Origin of the sequence: Limnochorda pilosa (assembly GCF_001544015.1) — a bacterium.
Lineage (GTDB): Bacteria > Bacillota > Limnochordia > Limnochordales > Limnochordaceae > Limnochorda > Limnochorda pilosa.
Window position 1 is genome coordinate 1,233,132 of the sequence record NZ_AP014924.1, and the last position, 22,692, is coordinate 1,255,823.

The window sequence follows — 22,692 nt, forward strand, 5'->3', positions numbered from 1 at the left end:
CCAGCTTCCAGCGGTCGGCTGAGCGGGCCGTCACCTTTGTCCGCAGCTGCGTGGGCTGCGGGTGAGCTTCACCGAGCGGATCTGGTAGGGCAGGAAGCGGATCCGGATCAGGCTCGCCCCCTCTGCCTGCTCCACGGGCAGCCGGACCTCCGCATCATCCAGCAGGTTCACCTCTTCCGCCTCGCCGAAGGCCAGCGGGCCCTGGCCCCGCACGGCCGCCTCGCCGCGGGACCCGTGGGCCTCGTAGAGTCGGACGATCAGGCTCTCGTCATCCTCGGCGAGCTTCACGGCTCCCAGGCGGAGGGCGTTGGCCCCCACCTCCAGCAGCCTGAACTCGGGGGGCAGGTCGCCCTCGGGGTCCGTCCAGGTCGCCACCAGGGGGGCGTTGAGCGACTCCGCCTCGGCCACCGTGCCGTTCCGCCAGTCGCCTTCATGGGGGTAGAGGGCGTAGGTGAAGTGGTGTGTCCCCTCGTCGGCGTAAGGGTCCGGGTGGATGGGCGATCGGAGGAGCGTGAGGCCCAGCACGTTCCCCCTGGCGCTGTGCCCGTAGCGTCCGTCGTTCAGCAGGCTTACCCCATAGCCGCCCTCGCTCAGGTCCGCCCAGCGGTGGGCGGGTACCTCGAAGCGGGCCTGGTCCCACGAGGTGTTCCGGTGGGTGGGGCGGGTGACGGCGCCGTACGCGGTCTCGAAGGTGGCCTCGTGGGCACGGACGGCGAGGGGGAAGAGGGCTTTCAGCAGGGTGCGCCGGCCCGTCCAGTCGATCCAGGTTTCGATGTCGAGCCGGGGTGAGCCAGCGGCCAGCACGTAGCGCTGGCGGAGAACGGCGCCGCCCAGGCGGTAGGTGTGCTCGATGGCCGCCCGCAGCGGTCCCGCCTCCACGAGTCGGGGGCCTCCCTCGGCCTCCAGACGGAGACCTTCTTGGAAAGCCTCCTCGTCAACGTCCCAGGCGTCGTAGGTGGCCGGGCGGTCCGAGAAGGCCACGAGCCGATTGCCGTCTCCCTCCAGGATCTCCCGGTGCGCCCGGAGGTCGTATACGCTCGCGAGCGCGCCCGTGCGGTTCACCTGGACCCGCAGGAGCCCGTTCTCCAACTCGTTCTCGGTCGCGCGCACCTGTGGCGCGATCGGGGCAGGGCGGCCGGGGACCACCGCCAGCGAGACGTAGCCCACGCCCTGAACCGGCGCGCCGCCGGTGACGACGAGGCCGCTTTCCGTCTCCTGCCACGGCACCTCCCGTCCGTCGGGGGAGATGAGCCGGAAGGGGCCCTGGATCGGCGCAGGGGCGGTCGCCTCCAGCGCCAACCGGTGCGATCCGCTGCGGAGGTTCCATACCACCAGGGCGCCTTCGGGGGATCCGGCTGCAAGCGGTGCGGGGATACGGGCCGCCAGGTTCCGGGCGGCCTCGTCACGCAAGGCCGAAGCGCGCCTCACCACCCGCCCGAGCTCGGCTTCCGCCTCTTGGGAGACGACACGCACGGAAGAGCCGGGCAGGATGTCGTGGAACTGGTTTCGGAGCAAGGTCTCCCAGGCTTCCCGGAGCTCCTCTCGAGGATAGGCCTGGTTCAGGGACCAGGCTACCGCCGCCAGGGCCTCGGCCTCGTAGAGCCGGTGCTCCGCGCGCCGGTTGAGCTGCTTCACCCGCCCCTGGGTGGTGTAGGTGCCCCGATGGAACTCCAGGTACATCTCCCCGGTCCACACGGGCAGGATCTGGGTGCGGTCGATGCGGTCGAAGAAGTCCTCGACCCGGCTCATGCGGAGCGAGGGCAGGGCGGGGAAATCCTTCAGGCGCTGGTAGCGATCGAGCATCTCCTCGGTGGGCCCGCCGCCGCCATCGCCCCAACCGAAGGAGAAAAGGCTCTCGGGATGGCGGGTCTTGCCCCGAATGCGGCGCCACACCTCAAGCAGGTCGTGGGCCTGGACGACGCCGTTGTACCCGCGCCCCTCGTTCCAGAGGAGGTGGGCCAGCACCCGGCTGCCGTCGAGGCCCTCCCACCAGAAGAGGTCATGGGGAAAGAGGTCTCGGTCGTTCCAGTAGACCTTGGTGGTGAAGAGGAAGTCGATGCCTGCCTGGCGGAGGATCTGGGGTAGCGCGCCCGTGAAGCCGAAGGTGTCGGGCAGCCAGGCCACTCGGCTCCGCCGGCCGAAGGCGCGCTGGAAGTAGCGTTGGCCGAGGAGCATCTGCCGCACCAGCGACTCACCCGAAGTGAGGTTGCAGTCCATCTCCACCCAGGAGCCGCCCACGGGCTCCCAGCGTCCCTCGGCCACCCGCTCCCGGAGGCGGTGGAAGAGCTCGGGGTCGTCCTCCTCCACGAACCGGTACACCTGCGCCGACGACTGGTTGAAGATGAAGTCGGGATGGTGCTCCATGAGAGCAAGGACGCTGCTGAAGGTGCGCCGCAGCTTACGGCGGGTCTCGTCCAGGGGCCAGAGCCAGGCCAGGTCGATGTGGGCATGCCCGGTCAGGGCCAGGGCGCCCTGGCTGCCGAACCGGCCGCGGAGATGCTCGAGCCCATCATGCAGCAGCGCCGTCGCTTCCTCCAGGCTCTCGCGGTGTGTGGCCTCCAGCGGCGGTGGCGGGCCCTGGGCCGAAGGATCCCACTCGTCCCACACGTCCCGCAGGAGCCGGTGCCCCTCCCGGGTCCGGCCGATGGCGGCGAGGTAGGGACCCGTTGCCCCGTCGGGCAGCCGTAGGCGGTGGAAGGCCTGCTCCAGCAGCTCCACCAGCAGGAGCCGCTCGGCCTCGCACGCCGTAGGGTCGAGAGCCTGGGCCGCATCCCACACGGCCAGCAGGTCCTCGTAAAGGGCGCGCACCTGGGGGTCCGGCACGAGCGCGCGGGCTTCGCGGAAGCGGGGCTCGTACACGGGGGTGCCGAAGGGCCCCCTCGGAACCGCCTCGATGACCACGTGGAAGGTCTCGCCACCCCGGGCTGCCTGCGTGAGCAGGTGCTCCCGCCGGGAGGCAGCCAGGAGCGGATCGGCGGCCGGACCCACCAGTGCCCCCACCCGGCGACCGTTCACAGAGATCAGCGCCTCACCCTCCACGTCCGCCGCGAGCCGTACGGGCTGCCCGGCCCAGTTCCGTGGCGCTGTGACCGCAAAGGTGAACCGGGCGGGGAGCCCCCGGGAGGGCCAGGGGTCGCCGGGGCGGAGCGTTACGGCCTCGCCCCCCTCGGCCCCTTCGAAGAGCACCTCCTCCACGGGCCGCTCGTCCAGATCGGACCAGGCTCGGAACTCGGCCAGGCGGAGGCGTGCGGCCTCGAGCCGCCGCGCCAGGGGGTCCTTCCATCCGAGGGAATCAGGCAAGGGTACGGCCTCCCATGGAGGGCTGAAGCACGAAGCGAGCGGGCGGCCAACCACCAAGGATGACCGCCCGCAGGCCGTGTCAGATCGTAAGCGGATCAGGCGTACACCGGCGTCCCTTCCTCCCGGGCGACCCGGGCGTAGGTGTCCATGAGCCGGCGGGTGATGGGGCCGGGCGTGCCGTCGCCCAGCGGCCGGCCGTCGAGCTTCACCACGGGGACCACTTCGGCGGCGGTGCCGGTCATGAAGGCCTCGTCGGCCGTCCAGGCGTCGGTCCGGGTGAGCACCCGCTCCTGCACGGTGATGCCCATGGAGCGGGCCAGGCCCATGACGGTCTCTCGTGTGATGCCTCCCAGGGCCCCCTGGGAGGTGGGCGGGGTGGCCACCACGCCGTTCCGCACTACGAAGAAGTTGTCGGCCGAGCACTCGGCGATGTACCCCTGGTGGTTCAGCATCAGGGCCTCGGCCGCGCCGGAGAGGTTGGCCTCGAGCTTGGCCAGGATCATGTTCAGGTAGTTGAGCGACTTCACCTCGGGACTCACCGCGTCCGGCACGTTCTTCCGGGTGCCGACGGTGACCACCTCCACGCCCTTCTCGTAGAGCTCGGGCGGGTAGAGCTGGATGGTGGAGGCGATGACGATCACCGTGGGGCTCGAGCACTTGCGGGGATCGAGCCCCAGGTCGCCCACCCCGCGGGTGACGATGGGCCGGATGTACCCGTCGTGCAGCCCGTTGGCCCGAACCGTGTCGATGATGGCCTTCTCCATGGCCTCGGGGCCGATGGGAATCTGGAGCTGGATCGCCCGGGCGGAGCGGTAGAGCCGGTCGACGTGCTCCTTGAGCCTGAAGATGCGGTCCTTGTAGAGCCGGATCCCCTCGAAGACCCCGTCGCCGTAAAGGAGGCCGTGGTCGAAGACCGAGACCGTGGCCTCCTCCTGGGGAACCAGCCGCCCGTTCAGGTAGATCTGCAAGCCCATTGCCATCCTCCTGTTCGAGAGCAGCATGAGTATGGGTACACCCGGGGCCTCTCCGAAGGCCCTCGCGTCCCTCGTCGCCCGACGCCCCCCTACCCCTTCGGGGCGCGGCCGATCTCTCCTCCGGCGCTCGGGCTCACCCGGAGTCATCGCCCTCCCCGTCGGCGTCGTCCGTGGAGTGGTTGGGTCCTGGGTCATCGCCCGGTTCGGGGACGGCCTCGATGGTGTAGTCGTCCTCCAGCTCGCCCCGCACGTACTCAAGGAGACCCGCATCCCGCAGCGCGGCGAAGGCGCTGTACACCCAGTCCTCGGGCTCCACCCCGCTGAGGTCGAAGTAGAGCGAGACACGGTAGCGCATGGTGCTCCGTTCCCCTTTCGGCGGACAAATGCCTCATTAAACCATGTCCCGAGAGGTTCCTGCTTCATCCACCGGCCGGGTTCCCGCCAGGAGCCTGGGCCCGCTACCTCCGGTGCGCGGTCCCGCGGGACAAGATGGGCACGGGCGGGGAGGATTTGTCCCAACCGGGGCGAAGTGAGCCGCACCGACCCCGATCCTCCCGACCTGATCCCAGAAAGGAGCGAACCCCGTGGAACCGCTGCTCTTGATCCCAGGCCCCACGCCCCTGCCCCAGGAAGTACGCGACGCCCTGGCCCGTCCCATGATCGGCCACCGGGGCGAAGCCTTCGCCACGCTCTACCGCCGGGTGACCGCGCGCCTGAAGCCCCTCTTCGGCACCGGGCAGGAGGTCCTCATCTTCCCGGGATCCGGCACGGGAGCCATGGAGGCGGCGGTGGTCAACCTCTTCTCGCCCGGCGACCGGGTGGTGGCGCTGGTGGCGGGCGATTTCGGCGCCCGCTTCGCGGCCATCGCAGACGCCTTTGGACTCGCCGTGGACCGCCTGGAGGTCCCCTGGGGCTGGGTCGTCTCACCCGAGGCGCTGCGTGATCGGCTGCGCACCTACCCCCCGGGCGAGGTGCGCGGGGTGCTCATCACCCACAACGAAACGTCCACGGGCGCCCTGAGCCCGGTGCAAGAGCTGGCCCGGGTGGCGCACCAGGAGGCGGGCGCCCTGGTGGTGGTGGACGCGGTCAGCGGTCTGGGCGGGGCGCCGCTCGCGCTGGACGGGTGGGGGATCGACCTTCTTCTCACCGCCTCCCAGAAGTGCCTCATGACCCCGCCGGGGCTCGCCCTGCTGGCACTCAGCCCCACGGCCTGGGAGGCGGCGGAGCGGGCCCGGCTGCCCCGGTCCTACTGGGACGTGCGGGAAGCCCGGCGCTTTGGTGCTCGGGGTGAGACCCCCTACACGCCGGCGGTCTCGCTTTGGTTCGCACTGGACCGCGCCCTGGACCTGATCGAGCGGGAAGGGCTCGACGCCGTCTTCGAGCGGCACCGCCGGATGGGCGCCATGGTGCGGGCCGGCGCCCGTGTCCTGGGCTTGCAGGTGCTGGCCGGGGAAGAGCACGCCTCGCCCACGGTCACCTGCTTGCTCCTGCCCGAGGGCGTAGAGCCGGCCGCCCTCCGCCGCAGCCTGCGGGAGCGGGGCGTGGAGGTAGCCGGCGGGCAGGGTGCCCTCAAGGGCAGCGCGATCCGCATCGCCCACATGGGCGCCACCCGGCCCCAGGACCTCCTGGTGGCCGTGGAAGCGCTGGGCGAGGCGCTACGGGAGCACGGACGCGACGTCTCCCCGCAGGCGGCCGTGGAGGCGGCTCGGGCCCAGGCGTAGACCCGATCGACCGGTTTCCAGACCGATCCTCGTCCTTCGTTGCCCGCCCCCGTCCCGCGACGGGGGCCGTGCTCTTCCGAGCCGCTGGTGCATCGCACGACGATTCCCGGTATGCGGGTGAAGAGACCGCAACCAGTCCACGGGGCCTCTCGTCCCGCGACGAGACGAACCGGGAAACCTCGTATATAATAGACAACCTTCGCACTCTTTGAGAAGGCGGTCCCGTCCCCCGCGGCCAACCAGTCCACGGGTGCACCCTCGGGAAATCGGGCGCGCGCGAGCAGTCCCGCTTCAGCCCTCCCACCCACGGTGCGCTCACGTCACCCGTCTGGATCACCACATCACACCCTCGGGAGGTAGCATCGATGCAGGGAGGTCCCAGGCTCGCGTCCCGGATCCGCATGGCCTTGCTCCGAGCGCTCCTGCTGCTCCCCCTAGCCCTTGCCCTGGTGGTGGCCGCCGCGGGAACGGCCGGCGTGCTGGCTCAAGATCCCGAGAAGCCCAGCCGGGAGCGCAGCGCCTGGCAGCCCGGTCCCCTGGAGTATCATCCCGATCGCGTCATCGTGCGCGTGCGGGGCGGCCTTGCGGCCCAGGAAGCCACCGACGGCCTGAGGGCCATGGGCTATGCCCAGGTGCGCCCCGTCTCCTTCACTTCCAGCCGGGCCTTTCCGGACGGGCTGGACCTCCGCATCATCACCCTCCCAGAGTCCGAGTCCGTGGAAACGGCCATCGGCCGGCTCTCCACCCGGCCCGAGGTGCTTTACGCCGAGCGCGACTGGAAGGTCTACTGGGCCCAGACGGGCGCGCTCTTCCCGGACGATCCCCTCTTCCCGGCCATGTGGGGGCTCCACAACGAAGCTCTGCCGGAGGAGTACTGGGATCCCGAGATGGTCGATGCCGGCGGCGTACCCGTGGACGACGCCGACATCGACATGCCCGAGGCCTGGGCGGTCCACTCCTCGTCGCCCGAGGTGATCGTGGGCCTCATCGACACCGGGGCCTACATCGACCACCCCGACCTGGCCCCCAGCATCTGGGTGAACGAGGCCGAGCTCTACGGCACGCCGGGCGTGGACGACGACGGCAACGGCTACGTGGACGACCTCCACGGCTGGGACTTCTTCAACAACGACAACACCGTGTGGGACCCCGAGGAGCGGGATCTCTACGGCTACCTGAACGACGAGCACGGGACCCACACGGCCGGCACCATCGGCGCGCTCACCGACAACGCCATGGGCGTTGCGGGCATCAACTGGGACGTCCGGATCATGGTGCTCAAGTTCCTGGGACCCGAGGGTGGGTATACCTCCGACGCCATCCTGGCCCTCCAGTACGCCGCGGCGAACGGAGCCCTGCTCACCAGCAACAGCTGGGGTGGGGGCGGCTTCAGCCAGGCCATGAAGGATGCCATCGAGGCCGCCGGCATCCTCTTCGTGGCCGCCGCCGGCAACAGCGACCAGAACACCGACGTCTCGCCCCACTATCCCTCGAGCTACGACTCGCCCAACATCATCTCGGTGGCGGCGAGCATGCAGAACGACGAGAGGGCCGACTACCCGGGGTGGTGGGGCTCCAACTGGGGACCCACCACCGTGGACCTCTTCGCACCCGGTGGCTTCATCCTCTCCACCATCCCGCCGGACCCCCCGCCGGGCCCGGGGGAGCCGCCCGAAGAGGCGTACGCCTTCTTCTACGGCACCTCCATGGCCACGCCCCACGTGGCCGGGGTCGCGGCGGCGCTCATCGCCCAGCACCCGGACCTGCCCCAGTACCCGGCAGCCCCGGGCTGGGTGGAGGGGAGCCCCAGCATCAAGGGGATCATCCTCGACACGGTCGACGTGAAGCCCGCCTTCCAGGGGCAGGTGCTCACGGGCGGCCGGCTCAACGCGGCCCATGCGTTCGCCATGTCCCTGCCGCCTGTCATCACCCAAGCGTCGGCGGAGCCCGCCGAGGGACCCCCGCCCCTGGAGGTCGCCTTCACCGCGGCCGCCCAGGACCCCGACGGCCAGGTCGTCCACGTCTGGTGGGACTTCGGCGACGGCAGCGAGCCGGTCGACGAGGCGAGCGCGACGCACACGTACACCGAGCAAGGACGCTTCGACGCAACCTTCCACGCAGTGGACGATTCGGGGCTGGAGAGCACGGCCACGGTGCCGATTCGGGTCTTCTTCCCGCCCGAGATCGCCGTGGAGCCCCTGAGCCTCGAGGTCGCGCTCGACTGGAACCAGAGCCAGACCGAGACCCTCACCCTCTCCAACACGGGCCAGGGCCTGCTCACCTACTCCATCCAGGTCCGGCCCTTCGGCGGCGCGGCCGAGTCGCCCGGCCCAGCAGCCGACCACCTGGAGCTGGCCAAGGGCGAGGCCGACCCGCGCCGGTACCCGCCCCAGCCCCTGGGGCGCGGCGGGCCTGATGCCTTCGGCTACACCTGGATCGACAGCGACGAGCCAGGTGGCCCGGCCTTCCAGTGGAACGACATCCGCGAGGCCGGCCAGCTCCTGGACCTGCACCGGGACGACGGCTACGTGGACGTGGAGCTGCCCTTCCCGTTCCCCTTCTACGGGGAGGAGAAGACGTCGGTGCGGATCTCCTCCAACGGGTACCTCACCTTCGGGGCCGACGGAACGGATTTCACCAACGACGCGATCCCCGACCCGGCCGACCCCAACGACCTCCTGGCCGTCTTCTGGGACGACCTCACCCTGAGCTCCAGCGGTGCCGTCTACACCTGGGGCAGCGCCGAGGAGGGCGTCTTCGTGATCCAGTACCAGGAGGTGCCCCGCCTGGGTACGGGCCAGCGGTACACCTTCCAGGCGATCCTGGACGCGGGTGGGGGCATCACCTACCAGTACCTGAGCATGGAGCCCGGCCGCCTGGATGAAGCCACCATCGGCATCGAGGATGGAGCGGGCGAGACGGGCCTGCAGGTGGCCTTCAACCAGGAGTACGTCCACAACGAGCTGGCGGTCGCGTTCTTCCCGGTCTGGATCGCGGCAGAGCCGGCCGGGGGGACGGTGGAGCCCGGCGCCACGGCCCCGGTGGACCTGACCTTCGACGCCGGGCGCCTGCCCGAGGGCGACTACCCGGCCACCGTGGTGGTCCGAAGCGACGATCCCGACGAGCCGGAGGTGGAGGTCTCCACGCTCCTCCAGGTGAACGCGGTGATGCCGCCCATCGTCGACGAGCTCGAGGCGGAGCCATGGGCCGGCAGCCCGCCCCTGGAGGTCCAGTTCACCGCCTCCGCCCGGGACGTGGACGGCGAGATCGTCTCCATCGCCTGGGACTTTGGCGACGGGAGCGAGCCTGTCGAAGGCACCCCCGCCCCGGTGCACACCTACGAGGTCGAGGGCGAGTACGACGCGACCCTGACGGTGACCGACGATGAGGGGCTCTCGACCTCACGCTCGGTGCACGTGGTCGTCCGACCGCTGCCGGTGGTGGGGGTGGAGCCCCCCTCGTTCATGGCCACGGTCCGGGCGCACCGGACCCGAACCGAGACGCTCACCCTCACCAACGACGGCGATGCCGACCTCACCTTCACCCTCACCGCCGGCTCCGAGGCTCACGTGCCCGCCCAGGTCCCGAGCCCCGGGGAAACGTGGGAAGCGGCCGGCAAAGACGACGTGGACCCCCGGACCGGACGGATCCACCCCGAGGGATTCGGTGGCCCCGACGGCTTCGGCTACGTCTGGCAGGACAGCGACGAGCCGGAAGGTCCCGCCTTCGAGTGGGTGGACGCCACGGCGGAGGGGACGCCCCTGGGGCTCAGCGACGACGGCTTCGCCGAGGTGGACCTGCCGTGGACCTTCCCCTTCTACGGCCAGGAGAAGAGCCAGGTGAAGATCGCCTCCAACGGCTACCTCACCTTCGGGCCCGACGGGTCGGACTTGAGCAACGACCCGGTTCCCACCACCACCGACCCCAACGACCTGCTGGCCGTCTGGTGGGACGACCTCAGGCCTTCCTCGGGCGGCGAGGTGTACCACTGGTACGACGCGGCCGACGACCGGTTCGTGGTGGAGTGGCACCAGGTGCCGCGCTACCGTGAGAACGGCTCGTACACCTTCGAGGCCATCCTCTACCCCGACGGGCGCATCGTCTACCAGTACCAGGAGATGGTGTTTGCGGGGAGCTACGAGGCCAGCGCCACGGTGGGCATCGAGAACGCCGGCGGAACCGACGGCCTCGAGGTCCTCTTCAACGCCGCAGGCTACGTCCACGACGGGCTCGCCATCCTCTTCTACCCATACCAGTGGCTCAGGGTGGCCCCCGCCGAGGGCACCGTGGCTCCCGGCGAGAGCCTGGACGTGGCGGTCACCTTCGACCTCACCCCGATCGGGTCGGGCCCGCTGAGCGGCGCGATCCGGGTGGAGAGCAACGACCTGCTCCGGCCGGAGGTCCGGGTGCCCGTGGCCATCGACGTGCTGGAAAACCAGCCGCCGGTCATCGACGCCGCCGGCGTCAATCCCGCCCAGGGGCCGCTGGGTACGGTCTTCCAGCTCGTGGCGGCCGCCCACGACCCCGACGGCTCCATCGTTGACCCGTACTGGGATCCGGGTGACGGCAGCGACCCCGTCCATGCCTTCGTGGTGGAGCACGCCTACGAGGCGGACGGGGAGTACACGGCCACTTTCCACGCGATCGACAACGACGGCTACGAGTCGACCCGGCAGGTGACGGTGCGGGTGGCCGAGCCGCCGTCGGCGGGCTGGAACCCGACCCAGGTCTTCCTGACCGTGGCCGGCGGCCAGAGCACCACGGAGACCCTCACCCTCACCAACGGCGGGCCGGGCGAGCTCACCTTCGGGCCTGCCGAGGGCGAGATGAGCCACCGGGTGCCCACGCTCACCCGGACCGAGGGCGCCGATCGGGCCGTGGACGCCAACGCCCGAACGGCCCAAGGCCTCTACGCCCCCAATCCGGACCCGTCGCGCTCCGCGTGGCTTCCCGCCGCCGTGGGCGACGTGCTCGACTCCTGGCCGGCGCCCTCGCCCATCACCCTGGCCTGGGGTGTGGGGGTGGACCGGAGCGCGGGCGACCTGGTGCTCTCAGACCCCAACACCCTCACCGACTACCGGGTGCCGCCCGATGGCAGCTCGGTGCTGGCGAGCTGGTCCACGCCCTGGGCCGGCGCCTGGCCGGGCGACATGGCCTTCGACGGTGAGGCCATCTGGCAGGTGAACGTGGGCGGCGACAACGGTCTCTACCGGCTGGATCCGCGCACGGGCGAGGTCCTGGATTCCATGACCTCCGTTCCGTGGAGCGTCTCCCAGCGGGGCGTCGCCTACGATCCCAACGACGACACCTTCTATGTGGGCGGCTGGAACGACGACACCGTCTACCACGTGAAGGGAACGAGCTGGGATCAGCCCGGCGGGCTGATCGACGAGTGGTCCATGCCCGTGGGCATCGCCGGCCTCGCCTTCCACCCCGGCGCCCGCATCCTGGTGGTGACCAGCAACGCCGACCCCGACATGATCTACTTCGTCGACCCCACGAGCCACGCCACCCTGGCCCAGTTCCCGCACCCGGCGGGAGGCTCCTATGGCGGCGCCGGCGTCGACTTCGACGCGGGCGGGAACCTGTGGGTCGCATCGCAGGCCGACAACACCCTCTACCGGGTGGAGACGGGCCTGGGGTCCATCGGGAGCTGGCTCTCCTGGGAGCCCGAGAGCGGCACCGTCCCCGCCGGGGGCTCGGTGGCCATCACGGTCACGGTCGATGCCGCCCGCCTTGCCCCGGGCGACCAGCGCGGCAGCGTCGCGCTGGTGACCAACGACCCGGAGAACCCGCTGATCGTGGTGCCGGTGAACCTGCACGTAGCGGCCCCGCCGGTGATCACCGAGGCCACCGCCGAGCCGGCCCTGGGCGAGCCGCCCCTGGAGGTCACCTTCCGCGCAGCGGTGGACGCGCCCGAGACCCCCGTCCAGGGCTACGGGTGGGACTTCGGCGACGGCAGCTCCGCGGCCGCGTACGACACGACCCACACCTACACCGAGGTCGGCCAGTACCTGGCCGCCTTCACCGTCACCGACGCGCTGGGGGGCACGGCCAGCATCTCGATTCCCATCGAGGTGCGCCCCCTGCCGGCGGCCACCGTCTCGCCGGAGGCCATCGAGACGACGCTGCCGGTCAACGGCACCGAAAGCCACACGGTGACCGTGGGCAACGAGGAAGGGAACGCCCCGCTCGCCTTCCGGGTGCGGGTCCGTGACGGCCAGGCGCCTGAGATCGCCCTGCCGCCACGGGTGGGCAAGATCGAGGATCCCGACGCCCCCACGGCGCGCGGCCTCTACGGCCCGCTGGCCCCCGAGACCCGCGAGCGGCTCGCGACCAACATCAGGCCGGGCGCCGTGGGCGACGTCCTGGACTCCTGGCCGCTCCCCTCCGAGATCACCCTGGGGTGGGGCGTGGGCTTCGACGAGGAGAAGCTCTGGATCTCGGATCCCGAGCTGGTCCGGGACTTCTGGACCTCCATCTCGGGCGGGCTCCTGGGCCAGGTGGACACCCCGTGGGCCGGGGCCTGGCCAGGCGATATGGCCTACGATCCGGTCCACGGGCTGGTCTGGCAGGTGAACGTGGGCGGGAACAACGGCCTCTACGGTCTGGATCCCCAGACGGGCGAGGTGGTCTCCTCCATCGCCTCGGTGCCGTGGGCCATCTCCCAGCGTGGGGTCGCCTACGACGAGGAGGACGACACCTTCTACGTGGGCGGCTGGAACGAGGACATCATCTACCACGTGAAGGGTCTCGACTGGGACCAGCCCGGAGGGTTCATCGAGGCGTGGAGCCTGAGCGGGGCCGGCATCAGCGGGCTCGCCTGGCACCCCGACGGGATCCTCTGGGTGGCCACCAACTCGCCCGGCGACTCCATCTACGGGCTGGACCTGGAGGCCCTGGAGATCGTCTACCAGTTCCCGGGTCCCGCGGGCGGCGACTACCTGGGGGCCGGCCTCGCCCTCGGTGCCGATGGCAACCTCTGGGCGGTGACCCAGGACGACCGCGCCTGGCTCATCAGCACCGAGATGCCCATCGCCCGGGGGATCACCGTGGATCCCGTGGCCGGGACGGTGCCGGCGGGTGAGAGCCTGGACCTGACCGTGACCCTGAACGCAGCCGAGCTCGGCGCGCCCGGTGCGGACGTGGCCAGCTACCTGGAGATCACCACGGATGATCCGTTCCACCCGCTTCTCACCACGGACGTGCTCGTCCACATCCTGCCCGGCCCGCAGATCAGCAACGTCGAGGTGACGCCGCAGATCGGCGAGCCGCCCCTGGAGGTGAGCTTCAGCGCCCAGGTGAGCGCCCCGGTTGCCCCCATCCGGGAGGTCTGGTGGGACTTCGGCGACGGCTCTGAGCCCGTGCACGAGACCGACGCCGTACACACCTACCCCGAGGAGGGCGTCTACCAGGCGAGCTTCCACGCCGTCGACCGAAACGACGTCGAGGCCGTGGAGACGGTGGAGATCGAGGTGCGCTACCTGCCGGTGCTGGGCGTGGAGCCCGAGCGCTTCGACGTTCGCCTGACCGAGGGCGAGCAGGCACAGGACGAGCTGGTGGTGACCAACGGCGGCAACGCCCCCATGAGCTTCTGGATCACCACGGCGCCCAGCTTCGCCCAGTCGCCCGAATACCGCGCCTTCGCCTCGCGGCCGCACGCCAAGGGTGAGGCGGAGCCCAGAGGCTGGGCCGTACCGTACGGGGCCGGCGGGCCCGATGGATACGGCTATCTCTGGATGGACTCCAACGAGCCGGGAGGCCCCACCTTCGACTGGGTGGAGATCAGCGAGGTGGGCACCCCCGTCAGCCTCACGGATGAGTCGTGGGTGACGGTGGACCTGCCCTGGAGCTTCCCCTTCTACGGGGAGACCAAGAACCAGGTGTCCATCACCTCCAACGGCTACCTCACCTTCGGCTCGGGCACGCGGGGATACTACACCAACGCCCCGATCCCCGACACAGCCCTGCCCAACGACCTGATCGCCCCCTTCTGGGACGACCTGAACCCCGAAGACGGCGGCGCGATCTACTACCACCACGACCCGGAGACCGACCGCTTCATCGTGGAGTACCAGGGGGTGCCTGCCTGGGGGACGGCAGGAAGCGCCTACACCTTCCAGGCGATCCTGGGCGCCGACGGGACCATCGTCTTCCAGTACCAGATCCTCGAAGGCCCCCTGAACAGCGCCACGGTGGGCATCGAGGACGCCAGCGGTACCGACGGCCTGCAGGTGGTCTACAACCAGTCCTACCTGGAGGAGGGCCTGGCGGTCGCCTTCTCCTTCGCCGGCCGCCTGGTCTCCGTGAGCCCCGAGTCGGGCTACCTGATCCCCGGCAACAGCCAGCAGGCGGTGGTCACCTTCGGACGGCCCGACGGCGCGCCGGGCCGGTACCGCATCAACCTGCAGGTGATGTCCGATGACCCCTTCCGCCCGCAGGCGACGGTGCCGGTGGACCTGGAGATCAACGGCGTCCCCCGGGTGACCCTCCTGACCCCCGTGGGGGGCGAGGTCCTGCAGGGAGAGGTCCCTGTGCGCTGGCAGGTGCAGGACGACGACGCGACCACCATCGACCTGGCCTACTCCGCCGACGGCGGGGAGACCTGGATCGCCCTGTTGGAAGGGGCCGAGGACACAGGACTCTACCGCTGGGATACCGCCCAGGTCCCCACGGGCGACGGCTACCGGCTGCGGGTGCAGGCCACGGATCCCGAAGGCCTGGCGGGCGAGGCGGTGAGCGGTCCCTTCACCATCCACCGCCTGCCCGAGGCGGAACTCCTGGCGCCCCAGGGCGGCACGGTGCTCACCCGGCCCGAGTTCGAGGTCCGTTGGACGGCCGTCGATGCCGAGGACGGCGACGACCTGGCCGTCGACCTGCACTATGCGGTGGGGGAGAGCGTGTGGCGGAGGATCGGCCTCAACCTGGGGAACACGGGAAGCCACGTGTGGGATGTGACGGGCGTGCCCACCAGCGACCAGGTGCGGTTGCGCCTCACGGTGCGCGACCTGGAGAACGGCCTTGTCCAGGTGATCACCCCGCCCTTCGCGGTGACCGACGCGCCGGTCGCGGCCATCGACCACTCCCCGGATGAAGGCATCACCACCGAGACGGCCGTGGCCTTCACCGACGCCTCGTCCGACCCCGACGGAGAGGTGGCGGCCTGGAGCTGGAGCTTCGGCGACGGTGCCACGAGCGACGAGCCGAACCCGACGCACACCTACGCCGAGCCCGGGATCTACCACGTGCGCCTGGAGGTGACCGACGATCTGGGCGCGGTGGGCGCCCCCGCCTCGGTGTCCCTGGCCGTGGGGACGCCCGAAGCCCCGGTGACCGGCTTCGCCAGCGCGGAGCTGGGACCGGGTGAGGGCTCCTTCGACGCCCTGGACGAGGTGGGAGTGGAGGCTGAGAAGACGGGCGAGGGCTCCGTGCGGGTCAGCGCCGCTCGCTTCGGCGCGGACCCGGCTCCTGGGGCCAGACCCGTCTTCCAGACCCCGGCCGGCTACTTCGACCTGAACCTGGACACCGCCGAGGGCGTGGAGAGCCTCACGGTGCGCTGGCACTTCCCCGAGGGGATCGAGTCGCCCGAGTCCCTCTTCCTGGCCTGGCTCGAGCCTGAGACGGGCGAGTGGGTGCCCGTGGTGCCGCAGGCCCTGGTGGTGGCGCCGGGCGGGGGCTTCGGAGGGTACATCGCCTTCACCCTGGACGACACCTCCACGCCCACCCTGGCCCAGCTGACGGGCAGCCTCTTCGGAGCGGGCACGCCCATCCCCAACCGGGCGCCCGAGGCGGCCTTCACCTTCGGGCCCGAGGCGCCGGCGGTGACCGACACGGTCCAGTTCACCCACCAGGCCACCGACCCCGACGGGCCCGAGGACCTGGCCGCCTGGAGCTGGGACTTCGGCGACGGCGCCACCAGCGACGAGCCGAACCCGACCCACCGCTACGCCGCGAAGGGAGCGTACACCGTCTCGCTGACGGTGGCGGACCAGGCCGGTGCCACGGCCACGGCCACGACCACGCTGGCGGTGGTGAACGCCCCGCCCCGGGTGACCCTGGACGCCCCCGAGCCTGGCGCGGTGTGGACGGGTAGGGAGGCCATCCGCTGGACCGCCTCGGACCCCGACGGCGACGAGCTCCAGATCGACCTGGCCTACAGCGCCGACGACGGGGCGACCTGGACCGAGATCAGCGCCGGTCAGCCCAACGGCGGCGAGTACCTCTGGGAGAGCGGCCAGGTTCCCAAGGGCGGCGTCTACCGGCTCAAGGTGACGGCCCGCGACGTGGAGGCGAGCGCCGAGGCAGTGAGCGAGCCTTTCGTGGTGGTGCGGGTGACGGGTGACGTGAGCCACGGGCCCAACCCGGCCTCCACCGACGTGACCTTCTACTTCGGCGACGGCGTCTCCGGCACGCTCAGCGTCTTCGACGTGAGCGGCCGGCGGGTCTGGTCCGCCCAGACCTCCGACGGCACCCGCTCCCTGACATGGGACCTCAGGAGCCACCGGGGCGAGCCCCTGGCCAGCGGCCTCTACCTCTACCTGGTGGTGAAGGCCGACGGCACCCGCTCGCCCGTGCAGAGGCTGGTGATCGAGCGATGAAGGGAGGCGCGTACGGGATGGTCCGAAGGACGGCGATGAAGATGAGCGCACGGGCCAGACGGCCCGCGCAGGAGACGAGCAATCCGACGCCGACGCAGGGGCACCGGTCGCCACACTCCCGTGCCGGCCTCCGCATCCTGGCGGCGCTCTGCCTGGGTCTGGGCCTCCTGGCCCAGGCCCCGGCGGGGGCCCAGGAGGACTACGCCGGGACCGCCGCCCACCTCCAGATCGGCATGGGCGCCCGCGCCCTGGCCATGGGCGGGGCCTTCGTGGCCGTGGCCGACGACGCCACCGCCCTCCACTACAACCCCGCGGGCCTCGCTACCCTTCAAGGGCTCGAGCTCACCTCCTTCTACTCCAGCGAGTACGGCGCCTCGAGCTACGGGGCCCTGGGGGTGGCCGGTCCGGGGCTGGGGGCGGGCGTGCAGTGGCTGGGCTCGCCGGGGATCGAGGCCCGCGACCCCTACGCCAACCCCACGGGCTCCTTCGACCTCGCCCTGGCCGCCGCCCGGCTCGCCTACGCCCGGCGGCTGGGGCCGGTGGCCGCGGGCCTGGAGCTGACCTACGTGAGCGAGAGTCTCGCCTCGGTGACGGGCAACGGCCTCACCGGCGACGTGGGGGTGCTCGCCCCCTTGGGCCCGGTGCGGCTGGGGCTGGCCGCCCGAAACCTCTGGGGCACGCTCGGGTACACCTCGGGCACCTCGGACCCCTTCGACCCTGTCTACGTGGTGGGGATGGCCTGGCAGCCGGGCCGCCTCACCCTGGCCCTGGACTACGAGCTGGAGGGCCCCGTCCGCCTGGGGGCGGAGTTCCGGGTGCTCCCGGCCTTCGCCCTGAGGGCCGGGGCGTCGAGCCTGGAGGAGGAGGTCACCCTGAGCGGCGGCCTCGGCCTCGCCCTGGGCGGGCTCCGCCTGGACTACGCGTACCTGCAGCCCAAGGTGCTCCCAGGGACCCACCGGCTCTCGCTGGGGTATCGATTCTAGGGGGAGGGTCGTTCGGGAGCCCCAGAGCGGCCGGCCGGCGTCCTTCGCAGGGCGCGGCCGGCCCCTTGCACGTCCCAGAGAGGCTGCGACTGACTCCGAAACAGGGCGCGGCGATAGACTCGCCCGCAGGGAGGAAGAGGCGGGTTTGCGTCGAAACGATTCGATGAACGCGGGATGGGGTGTGCTAGGGCTATGCCGATGCGCCGACGGCCTGTCGATGCCGGATGGCCTCCCACGCGCCGGGGGGCTCCCTCCGAGGAAACTTCCCTTCAGAGCCGCCCGCGGGTCACGATCCGCGACGTGGCTCGGGCCGCGGCAGTGGCACCATCCACGGTCTCCCTGGCCTTCAACGAGCCCGAGAGGGTGCAGCCGGCCACCCGGGAGCGCGTGCTTGCGGCGGCTCGGCACCTCCGGTACCAGCCCAGCGCCATCGCCCGGCGCCTGGTCACCGGGCGGGCCGATGTGCTCGCCGTGATCCTACCCAATACCCGTAACCCCTTCTTCGGGAACGTAGTGCAGGGCATCGAAAGCGTGGCGGCTCAGGCCGGTCTGGACGTGATGCTCTTTACCACCGAGAACGACCCAGGGCTCGAGCGGCAGCGCCTGGAGAGCGCGGTGCGGAACCGGGCGGACGGGGTGGTCCTGGTGGGCGAGCACCGGGCGGGGCCGGACCTCGCGGCGCGCCTCCTGACCGAGCTTGCGTCGGCAGGAACGCGGCTCGTGCTGGTGGAGCGACAGGCCCAAGGGTCGCCGGCGATCTGGGCGGACAAGCGGGAAGGCGCGAGGCAGGCGGTCCAACACCTGATCGAGCTGGGGCACCGCCGGATCGCGTTCGTCGGAGGCCTGCTCCAGCAGGGCGGATCGCACCAGCGGCTGGCCGGCTACCGCGAGGCCATGGCCGGTTACGGTCTTGAGCCGCGGCCAGCGTGGATCGTCGACGGTGGCTTCACCCCGGAGGGAGGCTATCGAGCGGGAAGCGAGCTTATGGGGCGATGCCCGGAGCTCACCGCCTTCTTCGCGGCCAACGACCTGATGGCCCTGGGACTGCTCCGGGCGCTGCACGAGGCGGGGCGACGGGTGCCTGACGACGCCTCGGTGGTGGGCTTCGACGACATCCCCGAGGCAGCCTTCCTCACCCCGGCCCTGACCACCGTGGACATGCCCATGGAACGCCTGGGCCGGAGGGCGATGGAGATCATGCTGCGCATGCTTCGGGGAGAGACCCTGGCCGAGTTTGAAGAAGCACTGCCCACGGAGCTGCGGGTGCGGGAGTCCACGGGGCCGGCTCCCGTGGGGCGTCGCACGCAGGGGTAGGAAGGAGCGGAGCGCGATGCGGATCCTGGTCACCGGCGGGGCCGGCTACATCGGAAGCCACGTGGCGGCGCTGCTGCACGAGCGGGGCGACACGGTGCGGGTGGTGGATGACCTGTCCAAGGGGCACGTGGAGGCCGTGAAGGGACCGGGGCTGATCCGGGCGGATCTTCGGCGGCCCCAGGAGCTCGAGGCGGCATTCAGCGGGGGCCCGTGGGACGCGGTGATCCACCTGGCTGCCTCCAGCCTGGTGGGTGAGTCGATGGAGGCGCCCGCGCGTTACTACGAGAACAATGTCGTGGGCGGCTTCCACCTGGTGGAGGCCATGCGCCGTCACGGGGTGACGAGACTGGTCTTCTCCTCCACCGCCGCCGTCTACGGCGAGCCGGAGCGCGTGCCCATCGTGGAGGAGGAGCCTCCCCGGCCGACCAACCCCTACGGGGCCACCAAGCTCGCCTTCGAGGAGATGCTTCACTGGTACGGGGAGGCCTACGGGCTGCGCTCGGTCAGCCTGCGCTACTTCAACGTGGCCGGTGCCGACCCCGATCGTGGCCTGGGCGAGGATCACCACCCCGAGACCCACCTGATCCCCATCCTCCTGGAGGTGGCCCTGGGGCAGCGGGAGCGCTTCCAGGTCTTCGGGGACGATTACCCGACAGCCGACGGTACTTGCATCCGCGACTACATCCACGTGCTGGACCTGGCCGAAGCCCACCTGCTCGCCCTGGACCACCTGGCCCGGGGCGGAGCCTCCCGCACCTACAACCTGGGGAACGGCGCCGGTTTCAGCGTGCGGGAGGTCTGCGAGGCCGCCCGGCGGGTGATCGGCCGGCCCATCCCGACCGTGGTAGGGCCCCGCCGCCCCGGCGACCCCCCGGTACTGGTGGCCAGCTCGGAGCGCATCCGGGCCGAGCTGGGGTGGGTACCCCGCCGGCCTTCGGTGGAAGAGATGATCGAAAGTGCCTGGCACTGGCGGCTGGCGCATCCGGACGGGTTTCCCGCGAAGGGGCGGGGGGAGCCGGGCAAGGCTCCGCAGGGGGCGGCTGAACCGCCGCGCGCCCCCTCGCCTTCAGGGGCGGACCACCTGGCAGACCCACCCTTGCCCCCCCGCCTGACCCGCTCCCAGGAGCGGAAGGCCGATGGACGCTACCTGGTCTACTACGGATTTCCCGGGGAATCGGCGTGGGAGGAGGGCGCCCGGGCTGGGGGCCGGCCCGTGGATTCGGCCACGCCGGGCGCCTCCCCGTCCGGGGAGGATGAGTCCTGTGTCTGAGCTCCGCTGGCACCCGCTGCTGGAGCAGTGGGTGATCACCGCCACCCACCGCCAGGATCGGACCTACAAGCCGCCGGCGGACCACTGCCCCCTCTGCCCGACCCGGCCGGGGGGTGAGCCCACCGAGATCCCGGCCGCCCGGTACCAGATCGCCGTCTTCGAGAACCGCTTCCCTTCGCTGGTCACCCCGGCGCCGCAGCCGGCGGTGCAAGCGACCGAGCTGAGCCCTGTGGAGCCGGCGGCGGGGCGCTGCGAGGTCGTCTGCTACACGCCCGAGCACGAGGGCTCCCTGGCCACTCTGCCCCCCGAGCACGCCTTCCGCCTGGTCCAGGTCTGGACCGACCGCTACCGCACCCTCATGAGCCAGCCGGGGGTGCGCTACGTGCTCATCTTCGAGAACCGGGGCGAGGTGGTGGGGGTGACCCTCCACCACCCCCACGGCCAGGTCTACGCCTTCCCCTACGTGCCGCCCGTGCCCCTGCGGGAGCTGGAGGCGCAGGCCCGCTTCCAGGGCGAGCGCGCCGAGGGCCCCGAAAGCTGCCTGCTCTGCCGCCAGCTCGCCCTCGAGCACCAAGATGGGCGGCGGGTGCTGGCGGAGAACGAAGGCTTCACGGCCGTGATCCCCTTCTACGCCCGGTACCCGTACGAGGTCCACGTGATCGCCCGGCGGCACCGCGCGTCGCTGGCGGAGCTGAGCGAGGCCGAGCAGCGGGACCTGGCGGCCATCCTCCAGGGGGTGGTGGGGACGTACGATCGGCTCTACGGCTTTCCCTTCCCCTACGTGATGGTGATGCACCAGGCCCCCAAGCCACCGGCGCCGGCCTCGGGTCACTTCCACGTGGAGTTCTACCCGCCCCACCGCACGCGGGAGAAGCTCAAGTACCTGGCGGGCTGCGAGCAGGGGGCGGGCTCCTTCATCAACGACACGCTGCCCGAGGAGAAGGCGGCGGAATTGCGGCGTTGCTGGACCTGGGGGCCGGCGCGCGGGGCGGGAGCGCAGGGCCTCAGGTGACCCTGGGTTCGCCCCGCGCCCCCGCGTGGGACGGCCTCTCCGGCTCCGCCGGCTCAGGTCTGGAAGGAGATGGGTCAGAGAGCACGAACCAGAAGGGCGAGAAGGTGGCTCGTACCGCAGCATCGAATCGTTTCGATTATGCAGGACAGGCGGCGGGAGAGGGGCGAGCCCGCTGCCCGCAGGCAGACCGGGGCCAGAGATGGGGCGGACCCGCCCCGCGGCCACCGGTGAAGGTGCTCGTTCACCTCACGCGAGGAAGAGAAAGGAGGCCCTGCGCATGGTCGCGAGGCGTTGGCTGGTGCGTACCTCCCTGTTGGTCCTCATGGTGCTGGCTCTCGGGAGCGCGGGTGTGGGCGCGCAGTCGCCGGACCGGCTCGTCATTTGGTCCAGCGAGGCGCAGATTCCCGCTCTGGTCCCGATGGCGGAGCAGTTCGAGCGGGAGTACGGCATCCCCATGGAGGTGCGGGAGCTCAGCTTCGGGGATATCCGCTCGAACTTCCTCATCTCGGCCCCTACCGGAACGGGCCCTGACCTCATCGTGGGTGCTCATGACTGGGTCGGTGAGCTGGCTGGGACGGGTCTGCTGGAACCGATCGAACTACCGGCCGGAACGCTCCAGGAGTTCACGCCTGTGGCCCTGGAGGCCTTCACGTACGATGGCAAGCTCTTCGGCCTGCCCTACGCCATCGAGGCCATCGCGCTCATGTACAACAAGGACCTGGTGCCTGATCCACCGGAGACCTTCGATGAACTCCTCGCCATCGCGCGAGCGCAGACCGACCCAGCCGCGCGGCGCTTCGGTTTCCTCTATCCGAACAACGAACTCTACTACTCGTTCCCCTTCCTGGCCGCCAAGGGAGGCTACATCTTCCGCTTCACCGGCCAGGGCTTCGACCCCACCGACGTCGGCGTGGACAATGAAGGAGGCATCGCCGGCGCCCGGATCGTGCAGCTCCTGGCTGCCGAGGACCTCGTTCCCCGGGGCACCGACTACCAGACCATGAGGGCCCTCTTCCTGGACGGCCGGGTGGGGATGGTCCTGACGGGCCCGTGGGAGATCGTCAACGCGCGCAATGCGGGCATTCCCTACGGGGTCGCGAAGATCCCCTCGATCGATGGGAACGTCGCGCGCCCCTTCGTGGGCGTCCAGGGGTTCATGGTCAACGCGTTCAGTCCCAACAAGCTGCTGGCCATGGAATTCTTGCAGCAGTATGTCATGACCAAGGAAGGCCAGCTCGCCATCTGGGAGCACGACCCGCGGGTTCCGGCGCACCGCGAGGCCTTTGAGGCCGTGGCGGAGGATCCCGACATCGCAGCCTTCGGGGCCAGCGCCGCCGATGGTATCCCGATGCCCAACATCCCCGAGATGGCCGTGGTCTGGAGCGCGCTCAACGACGCCATGACCTTCATCACCAACGGTGAACAGTCGCCCGAAGAGGCCATGGCCGTCGCTGCCCGCCAGATCCGGAACGCGATCGCGGGCCGGTAGGCCGCTTGGGAAAGGTGCAGGGAGATGGCTG

General features: G+C 70.9%; 9 protein-coding genes and 1 pseudogene. 7 read left to right on the forward strand and 3 right to left on the reverse strand.

Annotated elements, in window-relative coordinates; genetic code table 11:
• Positions 1 to 30 precede the first annotated feature (30 nt).
• The 3 genes from LIP_RS19980 to LIP_RS05465 all read right to left on the reverse strand — a co-directional run bounded on the left by LIP_RS19980 (position 31) and on the right by LIP_RS05465 (position 4,629).
• Positions 31 to 3,300: an alpha-mannosidase gene (locus LIP_RS19980; RefSeq protein WP_082725904.1), complete on the reverse strand. Its 3,270-nt coding sequence runs from the start codon at positions 3,298 to 3,300 to the stop codon at positions 31 to 33.
• Between the two features lie 95 nt (positions 3,301 to 3,395).
• Positions 3,396 to 4,274, reverse strand: a complete 879-nt coding sequence (gene ilvE / locus LIP_RS05460) for a branched-chain-amino-acid transaminase (protein ID WP_068135369.1) — start codon at positions 4,272 to 4,274, stop codon at positions 3,396 to 3,398.
• Positions 4,275 to 4,407: 133 nt separating this feature from the next.
• The gene (locus LIP_RS05465; RefSeq protein WP_068135374.1) at positions 4,408 to 4,629 is read right to left on the reverse strand and encodes a hypothetical protein; all 222 of its coding nucleotides are present in this window, start codon (positions 4,627 to 4,629) and stop codon (positions 4,408 to 4,410) included.
• 229 nt (positions 4,630 to 4,858) lie between these two features.
• Between LIP_RS05465 and LIP_RS05470 the strand changes: the two genes are divergently transcribed.
• From LIP_RS05470 to malE, 7 genes and pseudogenes are all read left to right on the forward strand, one after another.
• Positions 4,859 to 5,995: a pyridoxal-phosphate-dependent aminotransferase family protein gene (locus tag LIP_RS05470; protein ID WP_068135377.1), complete on the forward strand. Its 1,137-nt coding sequence runs from the start codon at positions 4,859 to 4,861 to the stop codon at positions 5,993 to 5,995.
• 365 nt (positions 5,996 to 6,360) lie between these two features.
• Positions 6,361 to 16,593 carry a PKD domain-containing protein gene (locus tag LIP_RS19195; RefSeq protein WP_068135380.1) on the forward strand — a complete coding sequence of 3,411 codons (10,233 nt, stop codon included), beginning with the start codon at positions 6,361 to 6,363 and terminating at the stop codon, positions 16,591 to 16,593.
• Positions 16,594 to 16,634: 41 nt separating this feature from the next.
• Positions 16,635 to 17,576 carry a UPF0164 family protein gene (locus tag LIP_RS05480; protein ID WP_144440346.1) on the forward strand — a complete coding sequence of 314 codons (942 nt, stop codon included), beginning with the start codon at positions 16,635 to 16,637 and terminating at the stop codon, positions 17,574 to 17,576.
• A 198-nt stretch (positions 17,577 to 17,774) separates the two neighbouring features.
• Complete coding sequence (locus tag LIP_RS05485; RefSeq protein ID WP_269433391.1) at positions 17,775 to 18,890, forward strand: LacI family DNA-binding transcriptional regulator; 1,116 nt, start codon at positions 17,775 to 17,777, stop codon at positions 18,888 to 18,890.
• Between the two features lie 16 nt (positions 18,891 to 18,906).
• Positions 18,907 to 19,884: pseudogene (gene galE, locus LIP_RS05490) on the forward strand (UDP-glucose 4-epimerase GalE); the annotation flags it as partial.
• Between the two features lie 268 nt (positions 19,885 to 20,152).
• Positions 20,153 to 21,172, forward strand: a complete 1,020-nt coding sequence (gene galT / locus LIP_RS05495; RefSeq protein WP_068135388.1) for a galactose-1-phosphate uridylyltransferase — start codon at positions 20,153 to 20,155, stop codon at positions 21,170 to 21,172.
• Between the two features lie 277 nt (positions 21,173 to 21,449).
• A complete protein-coding gene (gene malE, locus LIP_RS05500; protein WP_068135390.1) occupies positions 21,450 to 22,661 on the forward strand; it encodes a maltose/maltodextrin ABC transporter substrate-binding protein MalE in 1,212 nt (403 codons plus the stop codon).
• Positions 22,662 to 22,692 lie beyond the last annotated feature (31 nt).